This window comes from Microbacterium sp. CIAB417 (assembly GCF_022788845.1).
In genome coordinates this window covers 524,058-550,954 of the sequence record NZ_JAHZUT010000004.1, presented here as the reverse complement: position 1 = coordinate 550,954, position 26,897 = coordinate 524,058, and the positions used below count along the sequence as shown (strand labels likewise).

Genomic DNA, 26,897 nt, shown 5'->3' with positions numbered 1-26,897 from the left:
CTCAGTTCCCGATGCCCGATTGTGACACGGGGCTAACGTGGACGCATGCGGATGACGGCGGCGGTGCGCAGTGCGAGACGGGCTCCTCTGCTGCAGGTGGTCAAGTCCGCGGTCGCCACGATCGCGGCCTGGCTCATCGCGGGCTGGCTCGTGCCGGGGCCACTGCCCGTCTTCGCAGCCATCGCGGCCCTCCTCGTCGTGCAGCCCAGCGTGAACCAGTCACTGACCAAGGCGCTCGAGCGCAGCGTCGGGGTGATCGCCGGCGTCCTGATCGCGGTCGGCCTGAGCCTGTTGCTGGGACCGCAGAGCTGGGTGGTGCTGCTCGCCATCGTCGTGGCGATGCTCGTGGCCTGGGCGCTGCGCGCGACTCCAGGTACCGGGAACCAGGTCGCGATCTCGGCGATGCTCGTGCTCGCGCTGGGGTCGTCGAGTCCGCAGTACGCCGTCGACCGCATCGTCGAGACGCTCATCGGGGTCGTGATCGGCATCATCGTGAACGCCCTGATCGTGCCACCCGTGCTGGTCGCGCCCGCCCGGCGCGACCTCGGACTGCTCGGCGCCGAACTGGCCGCGAGCCTCGACCGCCTGGCGGAAGCCCTCCCCTCGGTGCGGACTCCCGCGCAGCTGCAGGAGCTGATGCTGCAGGCGCGGCTGCTGAGGCCGATGCAGGCGGCGGCCGAGGCGTCCATCGCCGCGGGAGAGGAGTCGCTCACGCTCAACCCGCGGCGCTCGTCGCACCGCGATGACCTGACGGAGATGCGCGCTCTGCTGACCACGCTGTCGCCGATCGTCACCCAGGTGATCGGCATGACGCGAGCGTACTTCGACCACTACGACGATGCGCTCGGGGACGAGCCCACCGTGCACGCCATCGCGGAGCAGCTGCGCCGCGCGGGTCACGACGTGCGCCTGAAGGTGCAGATCGCGGATGTCGCCCCCGAACCCGAGACTCTGACCTCGGCCGTTCCGGCTCTGACAGCGCCGCTGCAGGTGAAGCCACCCGCCTCCGCGCACTGGATCCTGATCGGGTCGCTGCTGGAGGACCTGCGCCGCATCCGCGGCGAGCTCGTCGGGGATGATCAGGACGCCTCCTGACGCGACCGAGATCCGGAGCCGATTGCTGAACGCGATCCCAGCGCGGCAGGTATCAGCGCGAGGGCGACAACAGCAGGAACCAGCAGTGCGATCGCGAGGCCGAGCCCAGCACCCAGCGCCAGCCCCGCGCCGGCGAGGACGGCGCCGACGAAGACCCCGAGACTCATTCCTGCACCGTTGATGCTGTAGGCGGCGGTCGTGACTTCTCCTCCGCATTCTGCGATCAGAGTGGTGATGAGGGCGGCGACGATCGCATGACTGAAGCCCATGAGAGCGGTGGCGGCGAGTGCGACAGGCAGCGCATCGGCGGTGAAGACGACCACGAGCGCGACGGCTCCGCCGCCGAGGCCCCCATAGAGGAGGTGCCGCCGTGTGCCGGCTCTTCTCGCCCAGCGACCGGCGAGGTAGTTGCCCGTGAAGAACGACGCTCCGCTGAGCGTCCACACCAGAGTGAACGCGACCGGGTCGAGCTCGAATCGGTCGTGGTAGTGCTGGGCGAGGAACGCCAGGTACCCCATGAAAGCGGTGGTACGCAGGAACGCGATGCCGATGAGCGCCAGAAGATCGCCGCGGCGGCGAAGCAGCCCGAACGCATCCTTGTACCCCAGGCGTGCCGTGTCCCGCACCTCCTCGTTCCGGTCCGCACGGAGGAAGAGCGTCGCCGTGACCCCCGCCAGGCCTGCAGTGACCCACAGCGTACCGCGCCATCCGCCACAGGAACCGATCGCACCGATGACGGGGGCTGCGAGAACTGCGGCGAGGGACTGCGTCGCGGTCACCATCGTCGCCGCCCGTCCGGAGTCGCCGCGACGCGAGAACATCGTGGTCGCCATCGTGAGCAGGGTGGGCGTGAGGATCGCGGTCGCGGCACCGATCCCGATGCAGAAGATCACGAAGGCGGGGAGCGATCCGAGCGTGGCTACCAGGCTGGTGACCGCCAGGAACGCCAGACTCGTCGCCGCGGCGTACGGGGCGGACCAGCGTGCGATGAGCGGAGCGAGAGCGACGCCGACGACGAGTGCGGCGACCCCGCCGAGTCCGCGCAGCATTCCGACGGTCGAAGCATCCTGGTCGGCGCTCCCAGCGATCGGGACGAGGAATGTGGAGTAGACGGTGAAGGGGAACAGACCGATGACGGCGGCGAGGAGCACCGGCCACAGGGCTCGGATGATCCGCGCGTCCGCAACGGGCGAATCGTGCTGAGCGTCAGGGAAGGACATGGTGGTTCGCCGGGCCGGCGACGGCGGCAGTGCGCCGGCCGCCGGCCCGGCTTCGTTCAGCGTGCCTCGGCATACTCACGGAGATATTCGGCGAACCCTTCGAGCCCGTCGATGTTGCGGGGACTGGAGATGGCCTCGTTGTAGTCGAGGATGTAGAACTCGTCGTTCACCACCGCGGGGAGCGAGGCCGTCGTGGGATTGGACTTCAGGAAGTCGATCTTCTCCTGGGCGGGCTGGTCCTGGTATTCGAGGATGATGATGACCTCTGGCTCGGCCTCGACCACGGCCTCCCAGGTGGCCTCTGTCCAGCGCGCTTCGACATCGCCGAAGATGTTCTCTCCGCCGGCATAGCGGATGATGTCGTTCGGCGGCACCTGGCTCGCAGCGGTGAACGGCTTGTCGGTGCCGAAATCGTAGAGGAAGACTTTGATCGGGTCGCCGTCCGGCGCCTGCTCCTGGACCGCGGCGACCCGCTCCTTGTACTCGGAGATGATCTGCTCCGCGCGCTCTTCGACGCCGAAGATCTCGCCGAGCCGCTCCAGGTCCGTGTAGAGCCCTTCGAACGGCGTGTGCTGCTCGGGGAATCCCGGGTAGTTGAAGCACGTCTCCGAGTGCATGAAGCTCTGGATGCCCAGGGTGTCGAGGATCTCGGGGGTGATGCCGCGCGAGTCGGAGAAGCCCGAGTTCCAGCCGGCGACGACGAAGTCGGCGTCCGCATCGACCACGAGTTCACGATTGAGCAAGTCATCGGAGAGGAACTCGACCTTCTCGTACTCCTCCGCCCAGGGCGACTCGCTCACCGGCGGATTGGCCGGAGGCATGACGTACCCGAGGACGTGATCCGTCAGACCGAGCGCGAACATCTTGTCGGCGCTTCCTCCCTCGTAGACGACGGCTCGCTGCGGGGTCGTGTATTCGACGGGCTCGCCGCAACGGTTCACCGTCGCCGACGCCTCCACGCCGGGTGCATCCTCGATCTGGGCGCCGCACGCAGTGGTGATCAGCGCGATCGCCGTCGCGGGGATGAGCGCGGCGACGCGCCGGCGGGATCGAATGCGGTCAGTCATAGGGAGAGGCCTTTCGTGTTGTGCGCAGCATGCACGCCGGATGAGAATGCGCCCTGATCGAGCGCGAAGAGGATCTGAGGGTCACCCGTGAGCGGGTGCGCGATCACGGTCGCCGCCACGCCGAACACCTCGGCGAGCAGCGACGGCGTGAGCACATCATGCGGTGTCCCCACGGCGGCCAGCCGGCCTTCGGCGATGACCGCGATCCGATCGCAGGCGGCTGCCGCGAGGTTCAGATCGTGCAGCACGACCACGGTGGTGAGCGAGTCCGCGCGAATGCGGCCGAGCAGGTCGACCTGATGGCGGATGTCGAGGTGATTCGTGGGTTCGTCGAGCACGAGTACCCGCGGCTGCTGCACGAGAGCACGAGCGATGAGCACCCGCTGCCGCTCTCCACCGGAGAGACCGAGGACGCCGCGCGCCGCCAGGTGCCCGACATCCATCCGCTGCATGGCCGCGCGCACGAGGTCACGTTCCTCAGCGGTGAGCGGTTCGTTGCCGCGCTTGTGCGGAGTGCGGCCGAGCGCAACGGTCTCCTCGACGGTGAAGTCGAAGTCCGATCCGCCCTCCTGCGTCAGTGCGGCCACGCGTCGGGCGTTCTCGCGCAGGGACAGCTCGCGGACGTCGTCGCCACCGATGCGGACGACCCCGCCGGCGGGCACGAGAGCGCGGTACACCGCACGCAGCGCCGTGGACTTCCCGGAACCGTTCGGACCGACCAGGCCGACGACCTCGCCCTCCGCGACGCGGAGGTCGAGGTCGTGCACGAGCGCACGACCTGCGATCTCGATGTCCAGATTCTCGATGCGCAGGTCCATCAACGTCCCCCGAAGGCGTAGCTGCGGCGGCGCATGAGCACGATGAAGATGGGCACACCTATCAGCGCCGTCAGCACACCGAGCGGCAGCTCGCGGGGAGCGACCAGAGTGCGCGCGAGCAGGTCCACCCAGACCATGAGGATCGCACCGACGAAGGGCGCGACCAGCAGCAGGCGGGCGTGCGTGGCGCCCACGATCATGCGGGTGATGTGAGGGATCACCAGACCCACGAAGCCGATCGTGCCGCTGACCGCAACCATCGCGCCGGTCATGACAGCCGTCACCGCGAAAAGGAGCTTTCGCGACCGCGACGCGTCCACGCCCAGGCTCGCGGCCGCTTCGTCACCCAGCGACATCACGTCGAGTGCACGGCTTCCGCGGTGCAGCACGATGATGCCCGCGACGACCATGACAGCCACCACCGGCAACGACCCCCACTGCGCGGCGCCGAACGAGCCCATCGTCCAGAACAGCACTGTCGAGGTCGCCTCACTGGTGGGGGCGAAGTAGATCATGACGCTCATCACCGCCTGGAATCCGAAGGACAGCGCGACTCCCGTCAGCACGAGCCGCAGGGGCGTCAAGCCGAGGCGGCCGGAAGCGATCGTGTAGACGAGCACGGTCGCGAGCAGCGCTCCGATGAACGCCCCGACGGAGACCGCGTAGATGCCGAGTCCTGCCAGGGCCCCGAGCAGCGACACGGTGACCGCTCCTACTGCCGCGCCCGAGGAGACACCGAGGATGTAGGGGTCGGCGAGCGAGTTTCGCACGAGCGCCTGTATCGCGACACCAACCGCGCTCAACCCGGCGCCGACGACGGCAGCCAGAAGGACGCGCGGAGCGCGGATCTGCCAGATGATCTGGTAGCGCGTCGCCTCGTCCGCGGGGATCGCACCGCCGGTGACCGAGGCCCACAGGTAGCGCGCCGTGTCCTCCGGGGGGATGACAGCCGAGCCGAGTCCGATCGCCACGAACATCGACACGACGAGGACGACAGCGAGACCGATCAGCACGAGGGCCGCGCCGGTCGAGGATCTTCCGGCGTATTCACCGCGCCATGGAACGCGGCTGGCCGTCTCGGCGGTGCGGCTGGTGAAAGAGGTCATCGGGCTCGTGGATCCGTTCGCCGGGCATGGTGCCGACATTGTCGGGATGGCGGGACTCCGGCAGAACGCGATCAGCGCCTGACGCGAGGACCGCGCGATCGATCAGCCGGAATGATAATCATTCTCATCTACGCGTCGAGCCCTCGTCAACTCGGATGGGCAGGGCTCGACCGGCGGGCGCGACCGGCCATGTCCGTTCGGCCCGCGACGTACGCTGGGAAGATGACCGGACTGGACCAGGCGCTGGCGGACCTCGCCGCCCTCGAGGACCCGAAGATGCGCGCCGCCAACGAGAAGCGCGGCGACGACCACGGCATCAACCTGTCGCAGCTGCGCGCCCTCGCGAAGACGATCAAGACCGACCACCCGCTCGCGGTCCAGCTGTGGGCCACGGGCGAGACCGCTCCCCGGCTGCTGTCGATGCTCATCTGCCGCGTGAAGGACTTCAGCGCGGACGAACTCGATGCGATGGTGCGCGAGACCGAGGTGCCGAAGGTCAACGACTGGTTCGTGAACTACCTCGCCAAGAAGTCGCCCCACGCCGAGGAGCTGCGGCTGCGCTGGTTCGAGGCTGGCGATCCCACCGTTGCCGCCGCGGCGTGGTCGCTCACGAGCGTGCGCGTCACGAAGGGTGCCGACGGCCTCGACCTGGAGTACCTGCTCGACATCATCGAGCGCGACATGAGGGACGCGCCCTCCCGCCTGCAGTGGGCGATGAACGAGACGCTGGCCCAGATCGGGATCTTCCACCCCGCATTGCGCGAGCGCGCGCTGGCGATCGGCGAGAAGCTTCAGGTTCTCGCCGACTATCCGACCGCGCCGGGGTGCACGTCGCCGTTCGCGCCGATCTGGATCAGCGAGATCGTCCGCCGTCGCGAGGGCTGAACCCGCTCAGACGGGAGTTCCGCCGGTGCCGTCCGGCGCGGCGGTCGTCTGTCCCCCGTCCCATCCGAGCCCCTGAGTGCCCTGCTGGGCGATGAGCTCTCGCAGGTCGGCATGGATGGCGTCCAGGCGATCGCAGATCGCCTGTCCGTCGGTCGTCGTGGGCGGAGTGAAGGTGTCGTTGATGCTCATGCCTCGACTCTCGACCGCTGCGCCACCGCGTGCACAGACCGTTGAAACGCGGGCGGCGCCGTGGTAGCTCTCAGCGGGGTGACCCGGTCGACTCGCGCACACGGAGCACCGGCAGGAGCCTCACGCGCTGCGACGGGAACTCCTCGACCGTCGGCCCGGCATGGGCGACGCTGCGCAAGCACGCGTCGACAGCGACGAATCCGAGGGATCGCTTCGGCGGAGCGACAGCCGTGAGCGGTATCTCGCCGAGCCCCGCGACCTCGTCGTCGTAGGCGACGATCGAGAGCTCTCCAGGCACGTCGATGCCGGCCGCGGCCGCCTCCTGCATCATCTGGAGCGCGAATTCGTCGGGGTGCACGAGTACCGCGGTGACGCCGGCCTCCACTGCCTCCTCCAGGTATCGCCGCACGTTTCGACGCATGTCCACGCTGTCCCAATCGGCATGGCCGTAGTCGAACACGGGTCGATGGACGATGCATCCAGCAGTTTCGGCTGCGGCCTCGAAGCCTGCACGGATCTCGGCGGCGTGCGGATTGTCGAACGACCAGCCGCCGACGTGCCGGTGCCCGAGGTCGATGAGGTGCGACAGCGCGATCTCGGCTCCGTGTCGATGATCCGTACGGACCGAATCGACCACGCGACCGCGGGTCGGGAACTCCCACACCCGCTCCAGCACCGTGACCGGCACGGGTGAGGACTCGATGAGATCGCGCAGCGGACTGTCGGCGAGCTCGGAACGGCTCGGGGTGATGAGGATGCCGTCCAGCCCGAGCGACACCATCCGCTCGAACATTCTGCGCTCCTCGGCCGGGTTGTAGTCCGAAATGGCCAGGACGAGCCGCACGCCCGCGAGTCGTGCGGCCTCCTTCGCTCCCGCGATGATCTCGGTGTAGTAGTAGCCGTGCGTGGGGGCGATCATCCCGATCGTCGCGACCGGTCCCCCGGTTCCTCGAGGAGCGAGGCCGAACGTCGCGGCCAGCTGCTTGACCGAGCGCGGCGCCGACCCCGGTTCGATCTCGGTCGCGGCGACCGAAGTGGCACCACCGTGGACGCGCGCGAGCTGTCCTTCCCGTTCCAGTTCGGCCAGATCGCGCCGCAGCGTGATCGGCGAGATGCCGAGCCTTCCCGCGAATTCGGAGACGGACAGCGTTCCACGCAGGCGCAATTCGCGCAGAATGGCGGTTCGGCGTTCGGCAGCGATCACTCGGCGACTCCTTCGGCACGGCGCAGCTGTACCGTCGACTGCGCGTGCGCCCATCGTAAGCCCGTTCCGATCATTGTCGATCGTTTGATCGTTCTGCGATAGCGGTGCTCCGTCCGGCCGGTAGCGTCTTCCCATGCCCGATGTCCTCCCCGATCTGACTGTCTTCGATCCGGTCGGGATCGCCCGGAACGCCCCGTACCGGCCGTATCCGTCGGCCGGCGACACCGCCTGGCGGACTCGAGATCGGGCAAGCACGGCCGACATCCTGGCCGCTGCCGCACGAGTGGCCGACGAACCCGTTCCGACGCTCGACTCCGGCCGCTGGCTGGCCTTCCACCGACGTGGCGAACGCACGCCGTACGAGACCCCCTACTTCGAACGACGACGACGACTGACGCTTGCAGCGCTCGCCGCTGCGCTGGCCCCGAGTCCCGGCGCGGATCAGGATCTCCATGCCGCCGTGAGCGTCATCCTCGAGGAGGTCACGTGGTGCGTCCCGGCGCACAACAGACAGCCCGGCGGCGATCTCGATGAGCTTCCCGATCCGGAGCGGCCGGTGATTGATCTGTTCGCTTCGGAGACCGCCGCTCTGCTGGCGTGGACTCTCGCCGTCCACGAGGAGCGACTGGGCGCCCTCGGCACCGCCATCCTCCATGCCGTGTCTCAGCGCCTGCTCGACCCGTTCGAGCGGGATGCACGCGGATACTTCTGGTTCGGGCTCCCGAGCAATTGGAATCCCTGGATCATCTCCAACGTGCTGGCCACGGCGCTCATCGCCCCACCTGAGGATGCCCGACACACCGAGCGCATCCTCCGCACCTGCGTCGACAGCCTGGACGCATACGTCCGCGGGGTGCCGGAGGACGGCGGCTGCCCTGAAGGCGTCATGTACTGGTGGCACTCGGGAGCTCGATTCTTCGAGGCGATCGAACTGCTGGGTCTCGGCGACCCGGATACCGCCGCACAGGTGCTCTCGTCGCCCCTCGTGCGCCGGATGGCAGAGTATCCGCTGTCCGTCGCGCTCGGGGACGGGGTCTGGAACGCGGCCTTCGCCGACGGCCGCCCCCGGATGGCAGCCCGCAGCGGAGGCTCCATGAACGAGCGACACGCTCCGGCGTTGCTGCACCGATTCGGTCGAGCGGTCGGCAGCGACGACGTCGCCGAATACGCGCGGGTCATGCGCGGACCTCAGCCCCCGGTGTCGCTCCCGCTCCCGCTCGGCAGAGCGCTGGCCTCCCTGTTCGATGACCAGTGGTGCGGTCTGCCGCCGCTGCACGACACGCGGCCGCTCGGCACCCGGATCCTTCCTGACACCGGCGTGTTCTCCGCCGATGCCGGCGCCCTTCGACTGGTCGCGAAGGGCGGCCACAACGATGAGCCGCACAACCACCTCGACGTCGGCAGCTTCGTCGTCGGCGTGAGCGGTGAGCCGTTGATCATCGACCTCGGCTCCGGCCTGTACACCGCGAGCAGCTTCACCGATGCGCGTTACGAGCAGTGGTTCACCCGATCCGAATACCACAGCGTCCCGATCGGAGCCGGCAACACCCAGCAGGGTGTGGGGCCCGCCTTCCGAGCGTCCGACGTCAGCATCGGCGGCGGCGAGGACTGGTCCTTCACCCTCGATCTCGCCACCGCCTACCCGGAGGGCGCGTTCACCCGATGGACGCGGGCGTTCCGCCCGAACGCGGTCGGTCTGGAGATCACCGACGAGTGGGAGGCCCGCGACACCCCGGCTGTGATCGTCATGCTGGCACGTGCACCACAACGCGTCTCCGAAGGCTGGGAACTCATCGGCCCGGACTCGGGCCGGCCCCTCGTCCTCCTCGACGTCGACGCGGACGTCGACTGCGAGGTGATTCCGCTGAATGATCCGGTCCTTCGCGCGAGTTGGGGCGAAAGCGTCACGCGCATGTTCCTTCGCCCACAGGGCACGCGGTCTCTGCGCATGGCCCTCCGCGCCCTCTGACCGCAGAGGCGCGATCATTTTCGATCGTTTTGCCCATTGAAGTTGATCGTTCTCGACGACTGCGGACAGACTCCAGAGGTCGGACGATCAGCGCCGGCGCAGCGCAGCACCGAGAGGACGTCCATGACCGCGACCCGCCCCACCGGCGCCTCGACGCGTCCCGTCGTCGCTGTGAGCCTCGGACACCCGTGGCGGCACACCGTGCTCGATGCCGACGCCCGTCTCGCCATCGGCCGGCACGCGGATCTTCTCGATCTCGACCCCATGACCCTGCGCCCGCTCGACGAGGCTCATTCGGCCCGAGACGCGAGCATCCTCATCACCGGCTGGGGGACGGCGCGCCTGGATCGCGATGCGCTGGACACGCTGCCGGGACTGCGCCTCGTGGTGCATGCCGCGGGAACGGTTCGCGAGCTGGTCACCGACGCGCTCTGGGAGCGCGGCATCCAGGTGTCCACAGCCGCGGATGCGAATGCCGTCTCCGTCGCCGACTTCACCGTCGCCCAGATTCAGCTGTCGCTGAAGAACGCGTGGCGACTCGCCGCGAGCAGCCGGGAGGCCGGCGCCGCCGCGCGCCGATCGGGCGTCCGCGGAATCGATGGCGCGGTCATCGGGCTCGTCGGTCTGGGGCGCATCGGCTCACTCGTCGCCGGACGGCTCTCCGAGCTGGACGTGCGCGTGCTCGCCTACGATCCCCACGTCCCTGCCTCCGCGCGCACCACGGCCGATCTCGTCGACCTCGACACTCTCTTCGCGCTCTCGGACGTCGTGTCTCTGCACGCTCCGCTGACCGCATCCACGACCGGCATGATCACTCGGGACCTGCTGCTGCGGATGCCGCAGCGTGCGACGTTGATCAACACAGCTCGCGGTGCACTCGTCGACAACGACCTCCTCGCCGACGTGCTCGCCCACCGCAGCGACCTCTTCGCCTTGCTCGACGTCACCGATCCCGAGCCGCTCCCCGATCGGCATCCGCTCCTCACCCTGCCGAACACCTTCGTGACGCCGCACATCGCCGGCAGCCTCGGTACAGAGGAGGCGCGCCTGGGCGCGCTGGCAGCCGAGGAGATCGAACGCTTCGTCACCGGCGAACCACTGCTCCACACCGTCGAGGAAGAGCGCCTCGCCCTGTCCGCCTGACCACCACCGCAACACAAGAACAAGGAGTTCAAGGATGAAATCCCGCAGAGCACCGCACGCGATCCTCGGCATCGTCGCCGTGTCAGCCGCCGCGCTGACCGGCTGCAGCACCGCCGCACCTCAAGAAGAGAGCGGCCCCGTGACGATCCAGGTGGGCGACTACCCCACCCCCGACCAGGAAGCGGCTCGCGCCGTCTTCGACGCTCGCCTCGAGCAGTTCAGCGAGCTCCACCCGGACATCACCGTCGAGCCGATCGAGCAGGTGTGGGAGGCGCAGACGTTCCAGGCCGGCGTCGCCGGAGGCACTCTGCCGACGGTGCTCAAGGTGCCGTTCACCGAGATCCAGGGCCTGATCGCCCGCGGCCAGGTCGCGGACATCACGACCCAGCTGGAGGACGCCGGCATCGCCGAGCAGCTCAATCCGCAGTCGGCGACCATCGCACAGGATGCGGACGGCCAGCAGTTCGGCGTCCCTGTGAACCCCTATGCCATCGGGCTGTATTACAACCGGGAGCTGTTCGAACAGGTCGGTCTCGATCCGAACGCCCCGCCCACGACCTGGGACGAGGTCGTCGACTACGCCGCGACCATCTCGGAGAAGACCGGCAAGACCGGGTACGCCCAGATGACGACGGAGAACACCGGCGGATGGATGCTGACCGCGCAGATCTACAGCATGGGCGGCAGCGTCGAGAACGACGAGGGCACGGAGATCACCTTCGACGACGCCGCGGCAGCCCAGGCGCTGGAGTACCTGCGACAGATGCGATGGGACGACCAGTCGATGGGGTCGAACTTCCTCTACAACATGGCCGACATCGGCAAGGACTTCGGTGCCGGCGAGATCGGAATGTTCCTGTCCGCACCGTCCGGCTCGTACGGAACGGTCATCAACACCTACGGCATGGACCGGTCGGTCGTCGGGATCGGGCCGGTGCCGACCGGGCCCGGCTTCGACGGCGAGGTGCTTGCCGGAGGGTCGGTCGAGATCGTGAGCCCGAAGGCCACGGAGGCTCAGAAGGAAGCAGCGGTGAAGTGGATCGAGTTCGCCGACCTCTCGCTGTACAGCGACGAGGACGCGGCCAAGGAGGCCGCGGAGGCCTCGGCGGCGGATGGCGGCAGCGTCGGCATCCCCCGGGTCAGTCCTGTCGCACCCGAACTGTACGAGAACTACCTGGAGTGGGTCGAAGAGTTCATCAACGTGCCGCAGGAGAACGTCCAGGCCTACAACGACAACCTGGCCGAGGTCGAGCTCAAGGCCGAACCCGTCACCGCCGCACAGGATGTCTACGGCATCCTCGACTCCGCCATCCAGAAGGTGCTCACCGAGCAGGATGCGGACATCGCGCAGGTGCTGGCCGACGCGGCCTCCGCCGCGCAGGACAAGGTCGACCGCGCTTCGCGCTGACCCTCAGGGGAGGGAGCGCGGTCTCCCTCCCCCCCCGACCGCGAAAGGCACGACATGACCGTTCTCATGGACGCCGAGCTTCCTGAGGCGACTGCGGAGGCACCCGCCTCAGCGACGCCTCCGCGCCGGCGACGCCGGAACCGGTTCGGACGCGAGCAGCTCTGGGCCGTCGCCATCGCTCTGCCGGTCGTGCTGACGTTCCTCTACTTCTCCTGGGGACCGATCGTCTCCGGACTGGTGCTCAGCTTCCAGCACACGAACTTCGTCCAGGCACCTGAATGGGTCGGCTGGGACAACTTCGCCTATGTGCTCACCGATCCGCTGCTGTCCAAAGCGATCGTCAACACCCTCTGGTACGGGCTGCTCTGCCTCCTGATCGGATTCCCGCTGCCGATCATCCTTGCCGTGGCCATGTCGGAACTGCGTGCCCGCGGCGGCGTCTACAGCGTCCTCGCCTACCTTCCCGTGATCTTCCCGCCGGTGGTGTCCATCCTGCTGTGGAAGGTGTTCTTCGATCCCGCACCCACCGGACTCTTCAACACTGTGCTCGGTTGGTTCGGCTGGGGTCCGCTGGCCTGGCTGAACTCGGCGACGACCGCGATGCCGTCCCTCGTCCTGGAAGCGACCTGGGCCGGGGCGGGAACGAACGTCATCATCTTCCTCGCAGCGCTCACCGCCGTCCGCAACGATCTGTACGAAGCCGCGGAGCTCGACGGTGCGGGGATCTGGCGGAGGATCTGGCACATCACGTTGCCTCAGATCCGCGGCATCATCGTCGTCCTGATCCTGCTTCAGATCATCGGCACGGCCCAGGTGTTCTCCGGACCGTTCCTGTTCACCAATGGCGGTCCGGACAATGCGACGCTCACCGTGCTGCTGCTGATCTACAACTATGCGTTCGTCAGCGGTGACTACGGGGCCGCCACGGCCTTGAGCGTCCTGCTCGCCGTCGTGCTGGCGCTGTTCGCCGCCGTGTACAACCTCGCGACCCGAAAGCTGGGACAGGACTGATGAGCACACGCGAACCCCGAGAGCGCACGGTCGTCTCCGACCGGGATCTGCAGCGACCGGCCGTCCGATGGAGCATGCGCCTGATCGAGCTGCTCGTCGCGGTCTCACTCGTCGTCGTCGGCGCGGGCCCCATCGCCTGGCTGTTCAAAGCAGCGACGTCGACGGCTCAGGACACCGTCAAAGAGCCGTTCGCCCTCTGGCCGAGCGGATTCCAGCCGCAGATCATGGGGCAGGCATGGACGCAGCTGGCCGTCGGTCAGTCGCTCTGGAACACGGTCGTCCTCGCCCTCGGATCCTGGGTGGTCACCCTCTTCGTGTGCGTCACCGCAGCCTACGTCCTGTCCGTCCTGCGTCCGAAGTGGGGCAACGTGCTCTCCGCGCTGATCCTGGCGACGCTGTTCATCCCGGGCGTCGTCTCTCTCGTGCCCCTGTACCTCACCATCCTCGAGTTGCCGGTCACCGGCGGGACCCTTCTCAACACCTATTGGGCCGTGTGGCTGCCCGCAGCCGCGAACGCCTTCAACATCGTGATCATCAAACGATTCTTCGACGCTCTCCCCCAGGAGCTCTTCGAGGCCGCTCGCGTCGACGGCGCGGGCCCGCTGCGCGTGCTGTGGTCGATCGTGCTTCCACTGTCGCGTCCGATCCTCGGGGTCGTGTCTCTGCTTACGATCATCGCCGCCTGGAAGGAGTTCCTCTGGCCGATGCTGGTGCTCACGGACACTGCCCTGCAGCCGCTCTCGGTCTCGCTGCCGCGCCTGTCCGGCACATCGGAGATCTCCCTGCTCATGGCCGGCCTCTTCATCGCCGTGTTCATTCCCGTGGTCCTGTTCCTGGTGTTCCAGAAGCAGTTCCTCCGTGGCGTGGGCATGACCAGCGCCGTCAAAGGCTGACGGCACCTCACCAACAAACCATGAAAGAGAAGGAGCACTCATGTCCGAGGACGCACGTGAGAACGCATCGGACCCCGGCGCGGCCTTCGGCCTCGCCGATCGCATCCACCTCACCCGCCGCCAGCTGTTCGGAGCTGCCGCGGTCGGCGTGATCGGCGCCCAGTTGCTGCTGGACGCCGCCCCGGCGTCCGCGGTGGCGGACACCGATCTCGTGCTCGCCGGCACGGGATTCTCCATCCGCGCCGACGGCGGCCGGGTCACGCTCCTGGACGCTGCCGGCACGCAGGTTCAGCGCTTCACGGGCTATCGCTCCGGCGTCCTCAACCTCACCACCGGCACGAGCGCGCTCGGAACCGCTCCGGACGGCACGCCGGCACTCATCGTGACGTGGGATGTGCCGCCCAATGCCCCGGCGGGATCGTCCGTGCGCGGCACGTTCACCCCACGCGGGCGCAGCCTGGAGATCGTGTATGACGTGAACCTCCCCGGCGCCACGACGATGAGCACGGGGATGATGAGGCGTGAGCCCGTGCCCGCGGGCACGGTCACGGAGACCTTCCACGGTCCCGCCGACTGGGTGAGAGATCCGCGCGGCGGCATCCCCTATCAGGACGGTGCGCGCACGATGTTCGTGCAGGAGCGCGGAGACACGGCTCTGTCGATCGTCGCCCCCGGTGCGAATTCCGGGTGGCGGGACAACGGCGCGGTGCATCTCCCCGCGTCTCCGGTGTCCGCGGGCGTCTTCCGCGCGACAGCACGGGTCGTCCTGGGCCCCGCGGATGAGCGCCCTGCGATCGTCGAAGCGATCGCGTCACGACGTGCGCTGGCCGTCGAGCTCAGCACCGATCGACCGTTCAACATCTGGGAGACGGCGGCGGAGCCGCTGATCGTCCACGCGCACGTGTACAACGGTGCTCCCGGCCGTGAGGTGATGTTCACCTGGGTGGCGCATGACTTCGACGGCCGCGTCATCGCCGAGAAGACGCACCGCGCAGCCGTGGGTGCCGGGTCCACGATCACCGAGGACCTCGGGGTCTCCCTGCCCGGCCGGGGCATCGCGTTCGTCGAACTCACCGTGACGGCCGGCGACGATGCCGCGTATGAACGCACGAACATCGCCGTCCTGCCGCCGCACGAGTTCTCGGACGCGCCGTCGTTCTTCGGATTGTCCGCCGACTATCTGCGCGGCCCCGTCGCCGAGCGCGAACTGATCCGCCGTCTGGGCCTCCGTCGAAGCCGCCACGCGCATTTCACGGCCGAGGAGCTCGCCACCTACGGCTTCACCCAGCATCGCCTGCGCACACCGGCGAGCATCGACGAGTTCGACGGAGACCCGATCGCCCTGGCCGGTTACGTGAGCAGTGAACTGGACCTCGCCGAGAAGGCGCAGGCCACCCACTACGAGTGCGCGAACGAATGGAACATGCGCGGCGGCGTGCGCAAGGGGGTGGGAGCGGAGAAATACGTCACGAAGTGGGCGACGGCGTTCCGTGAGGAGATCGATCGCCGCGGCTCGAAGATGCGGTTCATCCCGGTCGCGCTCGCGGGCATGGACGACGTCTACGCCCGGAAGATGTTCGAAGCAGGACTCGCGGATCGTGCTCATGCGTTCAATCTGCATCCGGGCCGCGGCAACTTCACGCCCGACTACGCTCCCACACCCTCCGAATGGGCGACCGGTGACGGCGGTTCGTATTGGAACTACTACGGAGCCCTCACGGAGGCCCGGCGGCAGATCGACGAGTACGCCGGCGGCGACATGGAGTTCTGGTTGACCGAGGCTTACACGCCGACCAAACCGAACTCGTGGTGGCACGACACCTACCGTCACGCCGCCGAGAATACGCTGCTGACGGCAGCGCTCGCCCCGACCAAGGGCGTCGATGTGATGCAGTGGTTCCAGTTCTACGACAACGTGAAGGCGAGTCCGGTGGGCGCCGACCCGGACAACCCCGAGTACCACTACGGTCTGCTGCTGCGAGATCTCAGCCCCAAACCGCATCTGCTCGCACTGGCCAACGCGGCCGAGCACCTCGACGGGGCGCGTTTCCTGCGATGGCTGGACCTGCCGGACGAGGCTCGAGGACTGCTCTTCGACACCCCGCGAGGCGAACTGGTCGTGCTCTGGTCGCGCGCAGACGGTTATCTTCTCAACACCGCGGGAACGCGTGACGGCTCCTTCTTCCCTGCAGAGGAACCCTGGGTCGACACCTGGGAGACCAAGACCGCGTTCGGGTTCGGCGCCACCGCGACCGTGAAGGAGATCGACGCGATCGGACGCGCGCGGACCCTGACGCCGAAGGACGGCCGAGTGACGATCACACTCGACGGCGCGCCACGGCTGTACTACGGGCTCGACATCGGGTCGGATCCGGCCGCCTCAGCGCCGGGAACGACGACGCTGCGGGCGTCGGCGTCGTCGGATGGCAGCATCGCGCTGCGGATCGACGTGCGCAACGGCGCGCAGGCCACCGCGGTGCGCCTCCACGAGAACGGCAGGCCCTTGCCCCTGGAGATCCTCGCCGTCCGGTCGTCGGGGAAGCAGAAGTCGACGATCGTGCTGCGCGGCAGAGCCGCCGGTGCGTATACCTACACGGGTGAGGTGATGAATGCGCACGGGTCCACGGTGACGACCCGTGCGCGCGTGCGGATCCCGTAGCGGTGCGCCGGGGAGGGGATGCGTAGGGGATGATCGAAAGACCATGTCTGCGCTCCTCTCCCCTGCTCACCTCTCCGAAGGCGCCGACCCGGACGCCGTCTACGCGGCGTTCGTCGAATGGGCGGAGTCCACCGGCATCCGTCTGTACCCGGCCCAGGACGAGGCCCTCATCGAGATCGTGTCGGGGAACAACCTGATCCTGTCGACGCCGACCGGGACCGGGAAGTCGCTCGTCGCGATCGGCGCGCATTTCGCGGCTCTCGTCGACGGCCGCCGCTCGTACTACACGGCCCCGATCAAAGCGCTCGTGAGCGAGAAGTTCTTCTCACTCGTCGACGTCTTCGGGCCCGACAACGTCGGCATGGTGACGGGAGACTCCGCCGTCAACGCCGACGCCCCGATCATCTGCTGCACGGCCGAGATCCTCGCGAATCTCGCGCTCCGGCAGGGCCCGGATGCCGAGGTCGGCCAGGTCGTCATGGACGAGTTCCACTTCTACGGCGATCCGGACCGCGGCTGGGCATGGCAGGTGCCGCTTCTCGAACTGCCGCAGGCGCAGTTCGTCCTGATGTCGGCGACGCTCGGCGACGTGACCGAGCTCGCCCAGGATCTCACCCACCGCACATCCCGCGGGACGGCGACGGTCACGGGCGTCGAGCGCCCGGTGCCGCTGCATCACTACTACGAGACGACGCCGATCCACGAGACGATCGAGGAGCTGCTCTCCACCGGCCAGGCGCCGATCTACATCGTGCACTTCTCCCAGGCCGCCGCCATGGAGCGGGCGCAGGCGTTGTCGAGCACCAGGATCGCCACCCGTGAGCAGCGCGACGAGATCGCCGAGCTGATCAAGGACTTCCGCTTCACCACCTCGTTCGGCAAGACGCTCTCGCGATTCCTGCGGGCGGGCATCGGCGTGCACCACGCCGGCATGCTGCCGAAGTACCGGCGCCTGGTCGAGCAGCTCGCGCAACGCGGGCTGCTGCGGGTCATCTGCGGCACTGACACGCTCGGCGTCGGCATCAACGTCCCGATCCGCACCGTGCTGCTCACGGCGCTGACGAAGTTCGACGGCACCCGGATGCGGCAGTTGAACGCCCGCGAGTTCCACCAGATCGCCGGTCGCGCGGGCCGCGCCGGGTTCGACACCGCCGGAACGGTCGTCGCGCAGGCGCCGGATCACGAGTCCGAGAACCTCGCCGCCATCCGCAAGGCGGGCGACGACCCGAAGAAGAAGCGCAAGATCATCCGCAAGAAGGCGCCGGACGGCTTCGTGTCCTGGGGCGAGCCGTCGTTCCAGAAGCTGGTGGCCGCCGAGCCCGAGACGCTCACCTCGCACATGCAGATCACGAGCGCCATGATGCTCAACGTGATCGGCCGCGGCGGCGACGTGTTCGCGAACATCCGCTCGCTGATCTTCGACAACCACGAGCCGCGCACCCGGCAACGGGTGCTGGCCGTCCGCGCACTCGGGATCTACCGCACCCTGCGCGAGTCCGGCGTCGTCGAGGACGGACCCGACGGCATCCGTCTCACGGTCGACCTGCAGCCGAACTTCGCGCTCAACCAGCCTCTCTCCCCGTTCGCCCTCGCCGCATTCGAACTGCTGGATCCCGATTCCGCGACCTTCGCGCTCGACATGATCTCGATCGTCGAGGCGACGCTGGACGACCCTCGTGCGATCCTCGGCCAGCAGGAGTTCCTGGCCCGCGGTGAGGCCGTCGCCGCCATGAAGGCCGAGGGGATCGATTACGACGAGCGCATGGAGCTGCTCGAGCAGATCACCTACCCGAAGCCTCTCGAGGAGCTTCTGGATGCCGCGTTCGAGACGTTCAGCGCGGCGCAGCCCTGGATCCGCGACTTCGAGCTGCGGCCGAAATCGGTCGTCCGCGACATGTACGAACGCGCCATGTCATTCGGGGAATATGTCGCGCAGTACAAGATCGCCCGCTCCGAGGGCGTCGTGCTGCGCTATCTCTCGGATGCGTATCGCGCCGCCTCCCAGACGATCCCCGAGGAACTGAAGAACGAGGACCTGCGCGATCTCATCGAATGGCTCGGCGAGCTCGTGCGCCAGGTCGACTCCAGCCTGCTGGACGAATGGGAGGAGCTGCGCGCCGGCACCGACAACGGCATCGTCGACCCCCATCGCCCGGATGAGGAGCCGATCGTGCCGCCGGCGCCCAAGCGGCTCACGTCGAACGTGCGCGCGTTCCGCATCCTCGTGCGCAACGAGCTGTTCCGCCGCGTGCAGCTCGCCGCCCGCGAGGACGTCGACGCGCTGGCGGAGCTCGATCCCGACTTCGGGGCGGATGCCTGGGATGCCGCCCTGGACGGCTACTTCGCCGACCACGACGAGATCCTCACCGGCGCGGACGCCCGCAGCTCAAAACTGCTGCTCATCACGGAGGGCCGGGATGCCTGGACCGTCCGTCAGATCCTCGACGACCCGGCCGGCGATCACGACTGGGGCATCTCGGCGACCATCGACCTCGCGGCGTCGGACGAGGCCGGCGAGGCCGTGGTCCGGGTGACGGCCGTCGATCGGCTGTAGGGCGGGCGTTCCGCCGCCGGGTGCACCCGTCAGCCCGCGACGCCCGCCGAACTCCGCGGACTCGCAACCGGAACCCGTGCGCCCGCAACCAGCCGAGCCACCAGCTCCTCGTAGTCGACGCCGGCCGCAGCGAACATCCGCGGCACCTGCGAGGCGGCCGTCATCCCCGGCATCGTGTTCACCTCGTTCAGCACCGGGCCCTCAGGTGTGAGGAAGAAGTCGATCCGCGCGACCCCCGAGCACCCCAGCGCGTCGAACATCGTCAGCGCCGCCCGTCTCAGAGCGGCGTGCTCCGCGGCATCCAGAACCGCCGGGACCGTGAACCGCGCGGACCCGTCATACTTGGTCTCGGTGTCGAACAGCCCATCGGTGCTGATCTCCAGCGGCGGAGCCGCCCACCTCGTGCCGTCGGCCTCGCGCAGCACGGCCACGTCGATCTCGCGCCCCCGCACGACCTCCTCGACGAGGATGCGCCCGTCGTGCTGCGCCGCGGCGTCCAGCGCACGGCGCAGCTGCCCGGCCTCCTCCACGAGCGAGACCCCGAAGCTCGACCCCGCCGACACCGGCTTCACGACGACCGGCTCCTCGAACTCGACGTCGCCGATGTCGGATGCCGCGACCAGCCGCCCCCGCGCGGTGCGGATCCCCACCGCCTCGGCGACGAGCTTGGTCGCCCACTTGTCCATGCCGATCGCCCCGGCCCCGACCCCGGATCCGGCCACGCGCGCCCCCGCCAGCGCGCAGAGCGCGGCGAGCGCCCCGTCCTCGCCCAGGACGCCGTGCACGACGGGGAGAACCACGTCCGCGCGGCCGAGCAGGACGACGGCAGCGGCCAGCGAGTCCGCCACCCCCAGTCCCAGCGGACCCGACTCCGAGGACCACACTCCGTCCCGGCCGATCGTGAGCGTGTCCACGAGGGCCCCCCGGCCCCGCAGCGCGTTCACGACCGCGGCGGCCGACGCGAGGGACACGTCGTGCTCCGCATTCTGTCCTCCGCCGATCACGACGACGTGGTTCATTCGATGCTCCTTCCGATACGCGGCCCAATGCCGGTGACGATGGTGTGCGGAATGGTCGCGGCCCAGCGCGCCCATTCCTGGATGGTCGGCGCCGCTCCGCCGGCGGGTCCGAACACGGTCGCGATCGCTCCACGTTCGACGAGGACGTCGCCGGTGTCGACGACGACCTGATCCATGGACACCCGCCCGACGATCGGATGCCGCGCACCCGCGATCTCGACGCCGCCGCCGGCCTGCTCGCGCGGAATGCCGTCGGCGTAGCCGACCCCCACGACGCACAGGTGGGTGTCGGATGCCGTGACGTGATCGGCGCCGTACCCGACGGCGGTACCCGCCGCCACGCGCGCGGCGTGCACGACCGGGGCCGTGAGCCGCCCCGCACCGACGAGGGGCACCGTGTCCGAGGGATCGATGCCGACCAGTCCCGCCCCGACGCGCACGAGGTCGAAGTGCGTCGCGGGGTCGGTCAGGGCGCCGGCGGTCGCCGCGAGGTGCACGCGGACGGGACCGAACCCGGCGCGCAGGACCGCGTCCCGAGCCTGGCGCATCCGCAGCACCGCCGGAGTGTTGGCGGCCGGATCCGCGTGGTCGGCCAGAGGCAGGTGCCCCATCACGCCGACGACGTCGATGAGGCCGCGGTCGCGTCCGTCGCGGGCGACGCGCAGCAGCTCGTGCCACTCGCCGATCGGCGTGCCACCGCGGGCCATCCCGGTGTCGAACTGCAGGTGGACGCGCAGCGGGGCCACGGCATCATCAAGCAGATCGCGCAGCTCGTCGACCGAGCCCACCGCGACGTCCACGCTGCGCGCGGCGGCCAGCGCGGCATCCACGCCCGCGGGGTTCAGCCAGGACAGGATCGGCTGCTCGAGGCCCGCCTCCCGCAGCGCGACCGCCTCTGTGACGTCGGTGACTCCGAGCCACGTGGCCCCCGCCGCGACGGCGGCCCGGGCGACCGTGACGGCGCCGTGCCCGTATCCGTCCGCCTTGACGACCGCCATGATCTCGCTCGACGTCGCGGCGCGCACACGCGCGACGTTCGCCGCGATCGCCGACCGGTCGGTGCGCAGCGTCGGTCGGGGCATCCGGCCGAGGCCCGAACCTGCCGGCGCTGGCGGCTCGGCGGAGTTCGCGTGCGCCGGAGCATCTGCATGGCTCGGGGACGGATGCATGATCGCATCCCGTCGTCCCGTCGTGCATCCGTCCCCTGACCGTTCATCTGTCCCGGGCGCGATGAGGCTCACGACTGCATCCGCGGGTCGTCGGTGGGGTCCGCGTACATCTGCGGACAGCCGTGGGCTTCGGCATCCGGCCGCAGTTCGTAGTGCCAGCGCTCGTTGGCGTAGATCTGACACAGGCCGTAGTCGTCACCGTGCTGGACGAGCCAGTCCAGGGCGTCGTCCCCGCCGAGGTCGACGGCGTCTCCCGTGACGTGAGCGGAGGTCTGCGGCGTCGCCACCCAGCGGGCCGCCTCCTCGGACGAGCCGTACTCGGCGACCGCGTTGTCGAGGAGCCACTGCTGGTATTCCGGAGTCCGCCAGCCGCTGTTTACCCGCAGCTCGATGCCCTCGTCCGCAGCATCCGACGCCGCCGACCGCAGCGCCTCGAGGAGCGCGGGATCGAGGTTCGCAACGGCCGGGCTCTCGTCGTCGAAAACGCTGGGATGCGCGTCGCCCAGACGGCCGTCCGCGGCCGTCGGCTCACCGGTCGAACCGGGCTGCGACGCGGTGTCCGTCTCGGCCCCGGCGAGAGGCGGAAGGGTCGTGGTTCCGTTCGCGGCCGACAGCGCCTGGAAGACGAACACGAGGGCCGCCGCGGCGATCACCACCGTGAGGGCGAGCAGTGCACGACCGCGCCGGGCGGCGCGTGAAAGGGCAGGACGAGCATTCATGGGAACCAGTCCACGCGGTGCCCTGTTGCGAGAGCGTATGCGATTTCTCATATGCTCCCGATATGCGCGCCTGCGTAGGATGCCTGACATGCGCGTGCTGATCGTCGAGGACGAGCCCTATCTCGCGGAGGCGGTCCGTGACGGCCTCCGACTCGAGGCGATCGCCGCTGACATCGCCGGAGATGGCGACACCGCCCTCGAGCTCCTCGCGGTGAACTCCTACGACATCGCGGTGCTCGACCGCGACATCCCCGGACCCTCCGGGGACGACATCGCCCGCTGGATCGTCGCCTCCGGCAGCGGCATCCCGATCCTCATGCTCACCGCGGCCGATCGACTCGACGACAAGGAGACCGGGTTCGAGCTCGGCGCCGACGACTACCTGACGAAGCCGTTCGAGCTGCGCGAACTGATCCTGCGCCTGCGCGCGCTCGACCGGCGCCGCGCACATGTCCGCCCTCCCGTGCTCGAGATCGCGGGACTGCGGCTGGACCCGTTCCGCCGCGAGGTGTTCCGAGACGGACGCTATGTGTCCCTGACCCGCAAGCAGTTCGCCGTGCTGGAGGTGCTCGTCGGTGCCGCGGGCGGCGTCGTCAGCGCCGAAGAGCTGCTCGAGCGCGCGTGGGACGAGAACGCCGATCCCTTCACGAACGCGGTGCGCATCACGGTCTCCTCGTTGCGCAAGCGCCTCGGCGAGCCGCAGCTGATCCTCACGGTTCCGGGGGTCGGCTACCGGGTCGGAACGGATGCCGATGCCTAGGCGCCGCGGCATGAGCGCGCGCCTCAAGCTCACCCTGAGCTATGCCGCGCTCGTGGTGGCATCCGGGGTCCTCCTGCTCGCGGCGGTCGCTGTATTCCTTCTGCGGTATGTTCCCGACGGCGGGATCATCGCGGACCGCTTCGTGCCGAACCAGAGCGACCTGATCCGTGCCTTCGTCCCGGCTGCGGTGCTCGTCATGATCGTGCTGCTGGCCATCGGGATCGGCGGCGGATGGTGGCTCGCCGGGCGCATGCTCGCCCCGCTCGACCGCATCGGACGCGTCGCGCAGGATGTCGCGCACGGTTCGCTGTCCCAGCGCGTCGCGATGGAGGGTCGAGGGGACGAATTCCGCGACCTCGCCGACGTGTTCGACTCCATGCTCGACCGTCTCGAAGCGCATGTGGCCGAACAGCAGCGCTTCGCCGCCAACGCGTCGCACGAGCTGCGCACGCCGCTGGCGATCTCGCGCACGATGCTCGAGGTGGCGCGCACGGATCCCGATCGGGACGTTGATGCGCTGATCGACCGGCTGCAGGACGTCAACACGCGCGCGATCGAACTCACCGAGGCTCTGCTGCTGCTCAGCAGAGCGGAGCGGCGCGCCTTCACGCGCGAGCGGGTGGACCTGTCACTGCTCGCCGAGGAGGCCGTCGAGACCCTCGCCCCGCTGGCGGATCGGCGAAGCATCGCGGTCGACGTCGGCGGGGATGCCGGGATCGTGTCCGGATCGGGGCCGCTGCTGCAGCAGCTCGTGACGAACCTCGTGCACAACGCGATTGTGCACAATCTCCAGGCGGGGCTCGTGTTCGTGCGGACCCACGTGTACCCGGGCTCGGTGGCACTGGTGGTCGAGAACAGCGGGCCGGAGCTGCCCGAGCCGCTGATCGCGACGCTCGCCGAGCCGTTCCAGCGGGGTGCGGAGCGCACGCGCAGTGAGGATCACGTCGGCGTCGGACTCGGTCTCGCCATCGCCCGGCGGATCGTCGAGGCGCATGACGGCTCGCTCGTCCTGTCGCCGCGCCACGGCGGAGGGCTCGTCGTCACGGTGTGGATGCCGCGCATCGCAGGCTGACGTCGCCACGAGCATCCGCCGAGGGTGGTGCGGATGTCGGGAGATCCCCCGGACGTCGGGCGACGCGCGGGCGAGTCACCGGGCACCCGGGAAACCTCCCGACATCCGCACCCGGCGGATCAGGCCGCGGTGCCGCGCTTCGCCGCGATCTCCCGGCCGTAGGTGCGAGCGGTCTGCTCCGCAGCATCCTTCAGCTCCTGAGCCGCATCCGCGAACGCGTCCATGGCGGGGTTCACGCCGACGAGGGTGAACGGCCGCTGCACGACGCGCAGGTCCAGGCCCCAGACGTCCTCGAGCACGCGGCGCAACCAGCCGGTGGAGTGGTCCCAGCCCTCCTTGGGCGTGCCGGGGCCGTAGTTCCCGCCGAGCACCGTGACGAGCGTCGCGGGCTTGCCGTTCAGCGCCGTGCCCGTCGGGTCGATGCGCGGGTCGGTGTAGGCGAGGTCGAACCAGGTCTTGAAGTGCTGCGAGACGCCGTAGTTGTAGAGCGGAACGGCGAACAGGAGCGCGTCCGCTCCGATGAGCTCGTCGGCGAAGGTCGTCGCCAGCTCCCGGGCAGCGGTCTGGGCCGGAGTGCGCTGCGCCTCGTCGACGAAACCACCGGTCACGGCGTCGACCCAGGCGGTCGCCGGCACCGGGTCGAGGGCGAGGTCACGGCGCGTGACCGTCGAATCCGGATGCGCGGACGTCCACTCCGCCTCGACGAGGTCGGCGAGCGAGCGGCTGGCGGAGGTCGCGGGCAGGATGCTGGCGTCCAGGCGGAACAGGGACATGAATGACCTTTCTCTTTTCGTAGTCGCTCTGTTTTTCTTAGCGACTCCGGTCAGCGTAGCACGCTAGACTGAGGGCATGGCCGAGACCGACGAGGGCGTTCAGATCTGCGACGCCGCGGTGACACTGGCCTTCAGCGTGCTCGGGAAGCGCTGGAACGGCATGATCGTCGCGACCCTGGGCACCGAGGCCGCCTCGTTCGCGGCGCTGCGGCGTTCGGTGTCCGGCATCAGCGACACGGTCCTGTCGGACCGTCTGACCGAGCTCGCCCAGGCCGGGCTCGTGGCGCGCACCGTCGAGACGGGTCCTCCGGTGTCGGTCTCCTACGAGCTCACCGAGAGCGGACGCGGGCTGCTTCCCATCCTCGACCAGCTCGGCCGGTGGGCATCCGCGAACCTCGGCGCCGCCGCGCACTGACGACGATCCGGCCGTCTGGCGCCGCTCGACGACTCCGCATCGGGGGCCGGCACGCCACCCGTCGGACCGTTCGTGCGAAAGCGTCCGACGTCTGGCGTGTCGGCCCCCGGAGTGATCCGCTCCGCCTCTGACACGAACGCTCGCCGCGCACTCACCAGGGGTTGGGCTTGTAGTCCTTGAGGAACACGCCGTACAGGTCGGTACCGGCCTCACCCTGCACGATGGGGTCGTACACGCGCGCGGCTCCGTCGACGAGGTCGAGCGGCGCGTGGAATCCCTCCTCGGCGAGCCGGACCTTCGTGTAGTGCGGCCGCTCGTCCGTGATCCAGCCGGTGTCGACGGCGGTCATCAGGATGCGGTCGGTCTCGAACATCTCCCCCGCGCTCGTGCGCGTGAGCATGTTCAGCGCCGCCTTCGCCATGTTCGTGTGAGGATGCCCCGGCCCCTTGTACCGGCGGGAGAACTGACCCTCCATGGCCGACACGTTCACGACGTACTTCCTGTCGAAGGAGGATGCCGCCATCGAGGCGCGCAGCCGCGAGATGAGCAGGAACGGAGCCGTCGTGTTGGCGAGTTGCACCTCGAGCATCTCGAGCGGATCCACCTGCTCGACCGACTGCACCCAGCTGTTGACACGATTGACATCGGGGACGAGCCCGCCGGCGTCGATCGCCGTGCCGTCCGCGTGCTTCTCGAGCGACGACGAACCCGGCGCCATCGCGAGCTTCGCGAGCTCCTCGGCGGTCAGCGCCTGGCCACCCTGCTCGGCGACCGTGCCGGCAAGCGCCGCCACCGACAGCAGCGGGTGCGAGTCCACCGAGGCCTGCAGCGCCTGCGGGTGCGGATCGGCCGTGTGCCCGAAGGTCTCCATCTCGGGCAGAGGTCCGTCCGGCAGCGGCTGCAGCTCGGCATCCGCCAGCAGGGAGTACGCGCCGGGAGAGCGCCGCACCGTCTGCGCGGCGTTGTTGATGAGGATGTCGAGCGGACCCTGAGCCGCGACCGAGTCGGCGAGGCCGATCACCTGGGCCGGGTCCCGCAGATCGATCCCGACGATGCGGAGGCGGTGCAGCCAGTCCGCGGAATCGGGGAGCGACGTGAACCGGCGCACCGCGTCGCGCGGGAAGCGCGTCGTGATCGTCAGGTGCGCTCCGTCGCGCAGCAGGCGCAGTGCGATGTACATGCCGATCTTGGCGCGTCCACCGGTGAGCAGCGCCCGACGGCCGGTGAGGTCTGTCCGCGCGTCCCGCTTGGCGTGGCTGAAGCGCGCGCACTCGGGGCACAGCTGGTGGTAGAAGGCGTCGACGACGGTGTACGGCTGCTTGCAGATGTAGCAGTTGCGGGGCTTGAGCAGCGTCCCGGCCGACGGAGCGTCGGTCGATGCCGCGAGGGGAATGCCTCGCGTCTCGTCGTCGATGCGGTCGGGCGCTCCGGTCGCGGTGTTCGCGACGACGGCCTTGTCCGCCTCGGCGATCGCGTCGCGGATCTCCTTGCGGCGCACGCGCTTGGCAGCTTTGAACATGGCTGCCGTGGCCCGCCGGACGGCGATGAAGTCGGGATGATCCTGATCGATCTCGTGCAGCGTGGCCAGCACGCGCAACGTCGTCTCCAGATCCGCGGGGTCGATGCCGGAGTCCAGCAGGGGATCGGGAGCATCGGTCATTGCGCCGATTCTACGCGAGCGACCTGGGCATCCCCTCGCCGTGCCGACCCCGGCGCCCCGCCTCCGCCCCTGCCGACGGGGAACCGGGA

The 26,897-nt window shown here is 69.0% G+C and carries 23 protein-coding genes; 12 read left to right on the top strand and 11 right to left on the bottom strand.

The features are described 5' to 3' along the window. Nucleotides 1–45 precede the first annotated feature (45 nt). Entirely contained in the window at nucleotides 46–1,095 is a 1,050-nt protein-coding gene (locus tag KYX17_RS20085; RefSeq protein ID WP_243228925.1) for an aromatic acid exporter family protein, read from the top strand. Here the strand turns inward: KYX17_RS20085 and KYX17_RS20080 are convergent. The 4 genes from KYX17_RS20080 to KYX17_RS20065 are packed head-to-tail and all read right to left on the bottom strand — an operon-like array spanning nucleotide 1,080 to nucleotide 5,306. After that, nucleotides 1,080–2,315, bottom strand: a complete 1,236-nt coding sequence (locus KYX17_RS20080) for an MFS transporter (protein WP_243228923.1) — start codon at nucleotides 2,313–2,315, stop codon at nucleotides 1,080–1,082. The two genes, KYX17_RS20085 and KYX17_RS20080, sit on opposite strands and share 16 nt — an antisense overlap. Before the next feature lie 56 nt (nucleotides 2,316–2,371). Then, nucleotides 2,372–3,382 (bottom strand): ABC transporter substrate-binding protein, encoded by a 1,011-nt coding sequence (locus tag KYX17_RS20075; protein WP_243228921.1) that lies wholly within the window; start codon nucleotides 3,380–3,382, stop codon nucleotides 2,372–2,374. Continuing rightward, a complete protein-coding gene (locus KYX17_RS20070) occupies nucleotides 3,379–4,200 on the bottom strand; it encodes an ABC transporter ATP-binding protein (RefSeq protein WP_243228919.1) in 822 nt (273 codons plus the stop codon). The genes KYX17_RS20075 and KYX17_RS20070 overlap by 4 nt, the downstream gene beginning before the upstream one ends. Continuing rightward, entirely contained in the window at nucleotides 4,200–5,306 is a 1,107-nt protein-coding gene (locus KYX17_RS20065; RefSeq protein WP_243228917.1) for an iron ABC transporter permease, read from the bottom strand. The genes KYX17_RS20070 and KYX17_RS20065 overlap by 1 nt, the downstream gene beginning before the upstream one ends. Before the next feature lie 222 nt (nucleotides 5,307–5,528). Here KYX17_RS20065 and KYX17_RS20060 point away from each other — a divergent pair, with 222 nt between their 5' ends. Then, nucleotides 5,529–6,191, top strand: coding sequence for a DNA alkylation repair protein (locus KYX17_RS20060; protein WP_243228915.1), 663 nt, complete (start codon nucleotides 5,529–5,531; stop codon nucleotides 6,189–6,191). 6 nt (nucleotides 6,192–6,197) lie between these two features. Here KYX17_RS20060 and KYX17_RS20055 read toward each other — a convergent pair whose 3' ends face one another. Both KYX17_RS20055 and KYX17_RS20050 read right to left on the bottom strand, forming a co-directional pair. Beyond that, complete coding sequence (locus tag KYX17_RS20055; protein ID WP_243228913.1) at nucleotides 6,198–6,380, bottom strand: hypothetical protein; 183 nt, start codon at nucleotides 6,378–6,380, stop codon at nucleotides 6,198–6,200. 70 nt (nucleotides 6,381–6,450) lie between these two features. Further along, on the bottom strand, nucleotides 6,451–7,584 hold the full coding sequence (locus KYX17_RS20050) for a substrate-binding domain-containing protein (RefSeq protein WP_243228911.1): 1,134 nt from the start codon (nucleotides 7,582–7,584) through the stop codon (nucleotides 6,451–6,453). A gap of 133 nt (nucleotides 7,585–7,717) precedes the next feature. On the opposite strand from KYX17_RS20050, the gene KYX17_RS20045 reads away from it, so the two are divergent. The 7 genes from KYX17_RS20045 to KYX17_RS20015 all read left to right on the top strand — a co-directional run bounded on the left by KYX17_RS20045 (nucleotide 7,718) and on the right by KYX17_RS20015 (nucleotide 19,221). Continuing rightward, nucleotides 7,718–9,553 (top strand): heparinase II/III family protein, encoded by a 1,836-nt coding sequence (locus KYX17_RS20045; protein ID WP_243228908.1) that lies wholly within the window; start codon nucleotides 7,718–7,720, stop codon nucleotides 9,551–9,553. A gap of 123 nt (nucleotides 9,554–9,676) precedes the next feature. After that, on the top strand, nucleotides 9,677–10,696 hold the full coding sequence (locus KYX17_RS20040) for a hydroxyacid dehydrogenase (RefSeq protein WP_243228906.1): 1,020 nt from the start codon (nucleotides 9,677–9,679) through the stop codon (nucleotides 10,694–10,696). A gap of 34 nt (nucleotides 10,697–10,730) precedes the next feature. After that, the gene (locus KYX17_RS20035) at nucleotides 10,731–12,104 is read left to right on the top strand and encodes an extracellular solute-binding protein (RefSeq protein WP_243228904.1); all 1,374 of its coding nucleotides are present in this window, start codon (nucleotides 10,731–10,733) and stop codon (nucleotides 12,102–12,104) included. Between the two features lie 54 nt (nucleotides 12,105–12,158). After that, on the top strand, nucleotides 12,159–13,115 hold the full coding sequence (locus KYX17_RS20030) for a carbohydrate ABC transporter permease (protein ID WP_243228902.1): 957 nt from the start codon (nucleotides 12,159–12,161) through the stop codon (nucleotides 13,113–13,115). Continuing rightward, nucleotides 13,115–14,008, top strand: a complete 894-nt coding sequence (locus KYX17_RS20025; RefSeq protein WP_243228900.1) for a carbohydrate ABC transporter permease — start codon at nucleotides 13,115–13,117, stop codon at nucleotides 14,006–14,008. The genes KYX17_RS20030 and KYX17_RS20025 overlap by 1 nt, the downstream gene beginning before the upstream one ends. Nucleotides 14,009–14,048: 40 nt before the next feature. Beyond that, a complete protein-coding gene (locus KYX17_RS20020; RefSeq protein WP_243228898.1) occupies nucleotides 14,049–16,667 on the top strand; it encodes a hypothetical protein in 2,619 nt (872 codons plus the stop codon). A gap of 43 nt (nucleotides 16,668–16,710) precedes the next feature. Then, complete coding sequence (locus tag KYX17_RS20015) at nucleotides 16,711–19,221, top strand: RNA helicase (RefSeq protein ID WP_243228896.1); 2,511 nt, start codon at nucleotides 16,711–16,713, stop codon at nucleotides 19,219–19,221. Nucleotides 19,222–19,250: 29 nt separating this feature from the next. Here the strand turns inward: KYX17_RS20015 and KYX17_RS20010 are convergent, their stop codons facing one another. The 3 genes from KYX17_RS20010 to KYX17_RS20000 all read right to left on the bottom strand — a co-directional run bounded on the left by KYX17_RS20010 (nucleotide 19,251) and on the right by KYX17_RS20000 (nucleotide 22,128). After that, complete coding sequence (locus KYX17_RS20010; RefSeq protein ID WP_243228895.1) at nucleotides 19,251–20,240, bottom strand: D-alanine--D-alanine ligase; 990 nt, start codon at nucleotides 20,238–20,240, stop codon at nucleotides 19,251–19,253. Further along, complete coding sequence (gene alr / locus KYX17_RS20005; RefSeq protein ID WP_243228893.1) at nucleotides 20,237–21,322, bottom strand: alanine racemase; 1,086 nt, start codon at nucleotides 21,320–21,322, stop codon at nucleotides 20,237–20,239. Before alr ends, KYX17_RS20010 begins: the two co-directional genes overlap by 4 nt. Nucleotides 21,323–21,477: 155 nt before the next feature. Further along, on the bottom strand, nucleotides 21,478–22,128 hold the full coding sequence (locus KYX17_RS20000) for a M15 family metallopeptidase (protein ID WP_243228891.1): 651 nt from the start codon (nucleotides 22,126–22,128) through the stop codon (nucleotides 21,478–21,480). Between the two features lie 88 nt (nucleotides 22,129–22,216). Between KYX17_RS20000 and KYX17_RS19995 the strand changes: the two genes are divergently transcribed. After that, nucleotides 22,217–22,888 carry a response regulator transcription factor gene (locus KYX17_RS19995; RefSeq protein WP_243228889.1) on the top strand — a complete coding sequence of 224 codons (672 nt, stop codon included), beginning with the start codon at nucleotides 22,217–22,219 and terminating at the stop codon, nucleotides 22,886–22,888. 10 nt (nucleotides 22,889–22,898) lie between these two features. Beyond that, a complete protein-coding gene (locus tag KYX17_RS19990; protein ID WP_283818187.1) occupies nucleotides 22,899–23,960 on the top strand; it encodes a HAMP domain-containing sensor histidine kinase in 1,062 nt (353 codons plus the stop codon). Between the two features lie 119 nt (nucleotides 23,961–24,079). Here the strand turns inward: KYX17_RS19990 and KYX17_RS19985 are convergent, their stop codons facing one another. Continuing rightward, on the bottom strand, nucleotides 24,080–24,733 hold the full coding sequence (locus KYX17_RS19985) for an FMN-dependent NADH-azoreductase (protein ID WP_243228886.1): 654 nt from the start codon (nucleotides 24,731–24,733) through the stop codon (nucleotides 24,080–24,082). Nucleotides 24,734–24,809: 76 nt separating this feature from the next. Between KYX17_RS19985 and KYX17_RS19980 the strand changes: the two genes are divergently transcribed. Continuing rightward, the gene (locus KYX17_RS19980; RefSeq protein WP_243228884.1) at nucleotides 24,810–25,148 is read left to right on the top strand and encodes a helix-turn-helix domain-containing protein; all 339 of its coding nucleotides are present in this window, start codon (nucleotides 24,810–24,812) and stop codon (nucleotides 25,146–25,148) included. Nucleotides 25,149–25,299: 151 nt separating this feature from the next. Here KYX17_RS19980 and KYX17_RS19975 read toward each other — a convergent pair whose 3' ends face one another. After that, the gene (locus KYX17_RS19975; protein ID WP_243228882.1) at nucleotides 25,300–26,808 is read right to left on the bottom strand and encodes an SDR family NAD(P)-dependent oxidoreductase; all 1,509 of its coding nucleotides are present in this window, start codon (nucleotides 26,806–26,808) and stop codon (nucleotides 25,300–25,302) included. Between the last annotated feature and the right edge of the window lie 89 nt (nucleotides 26,809–26,897).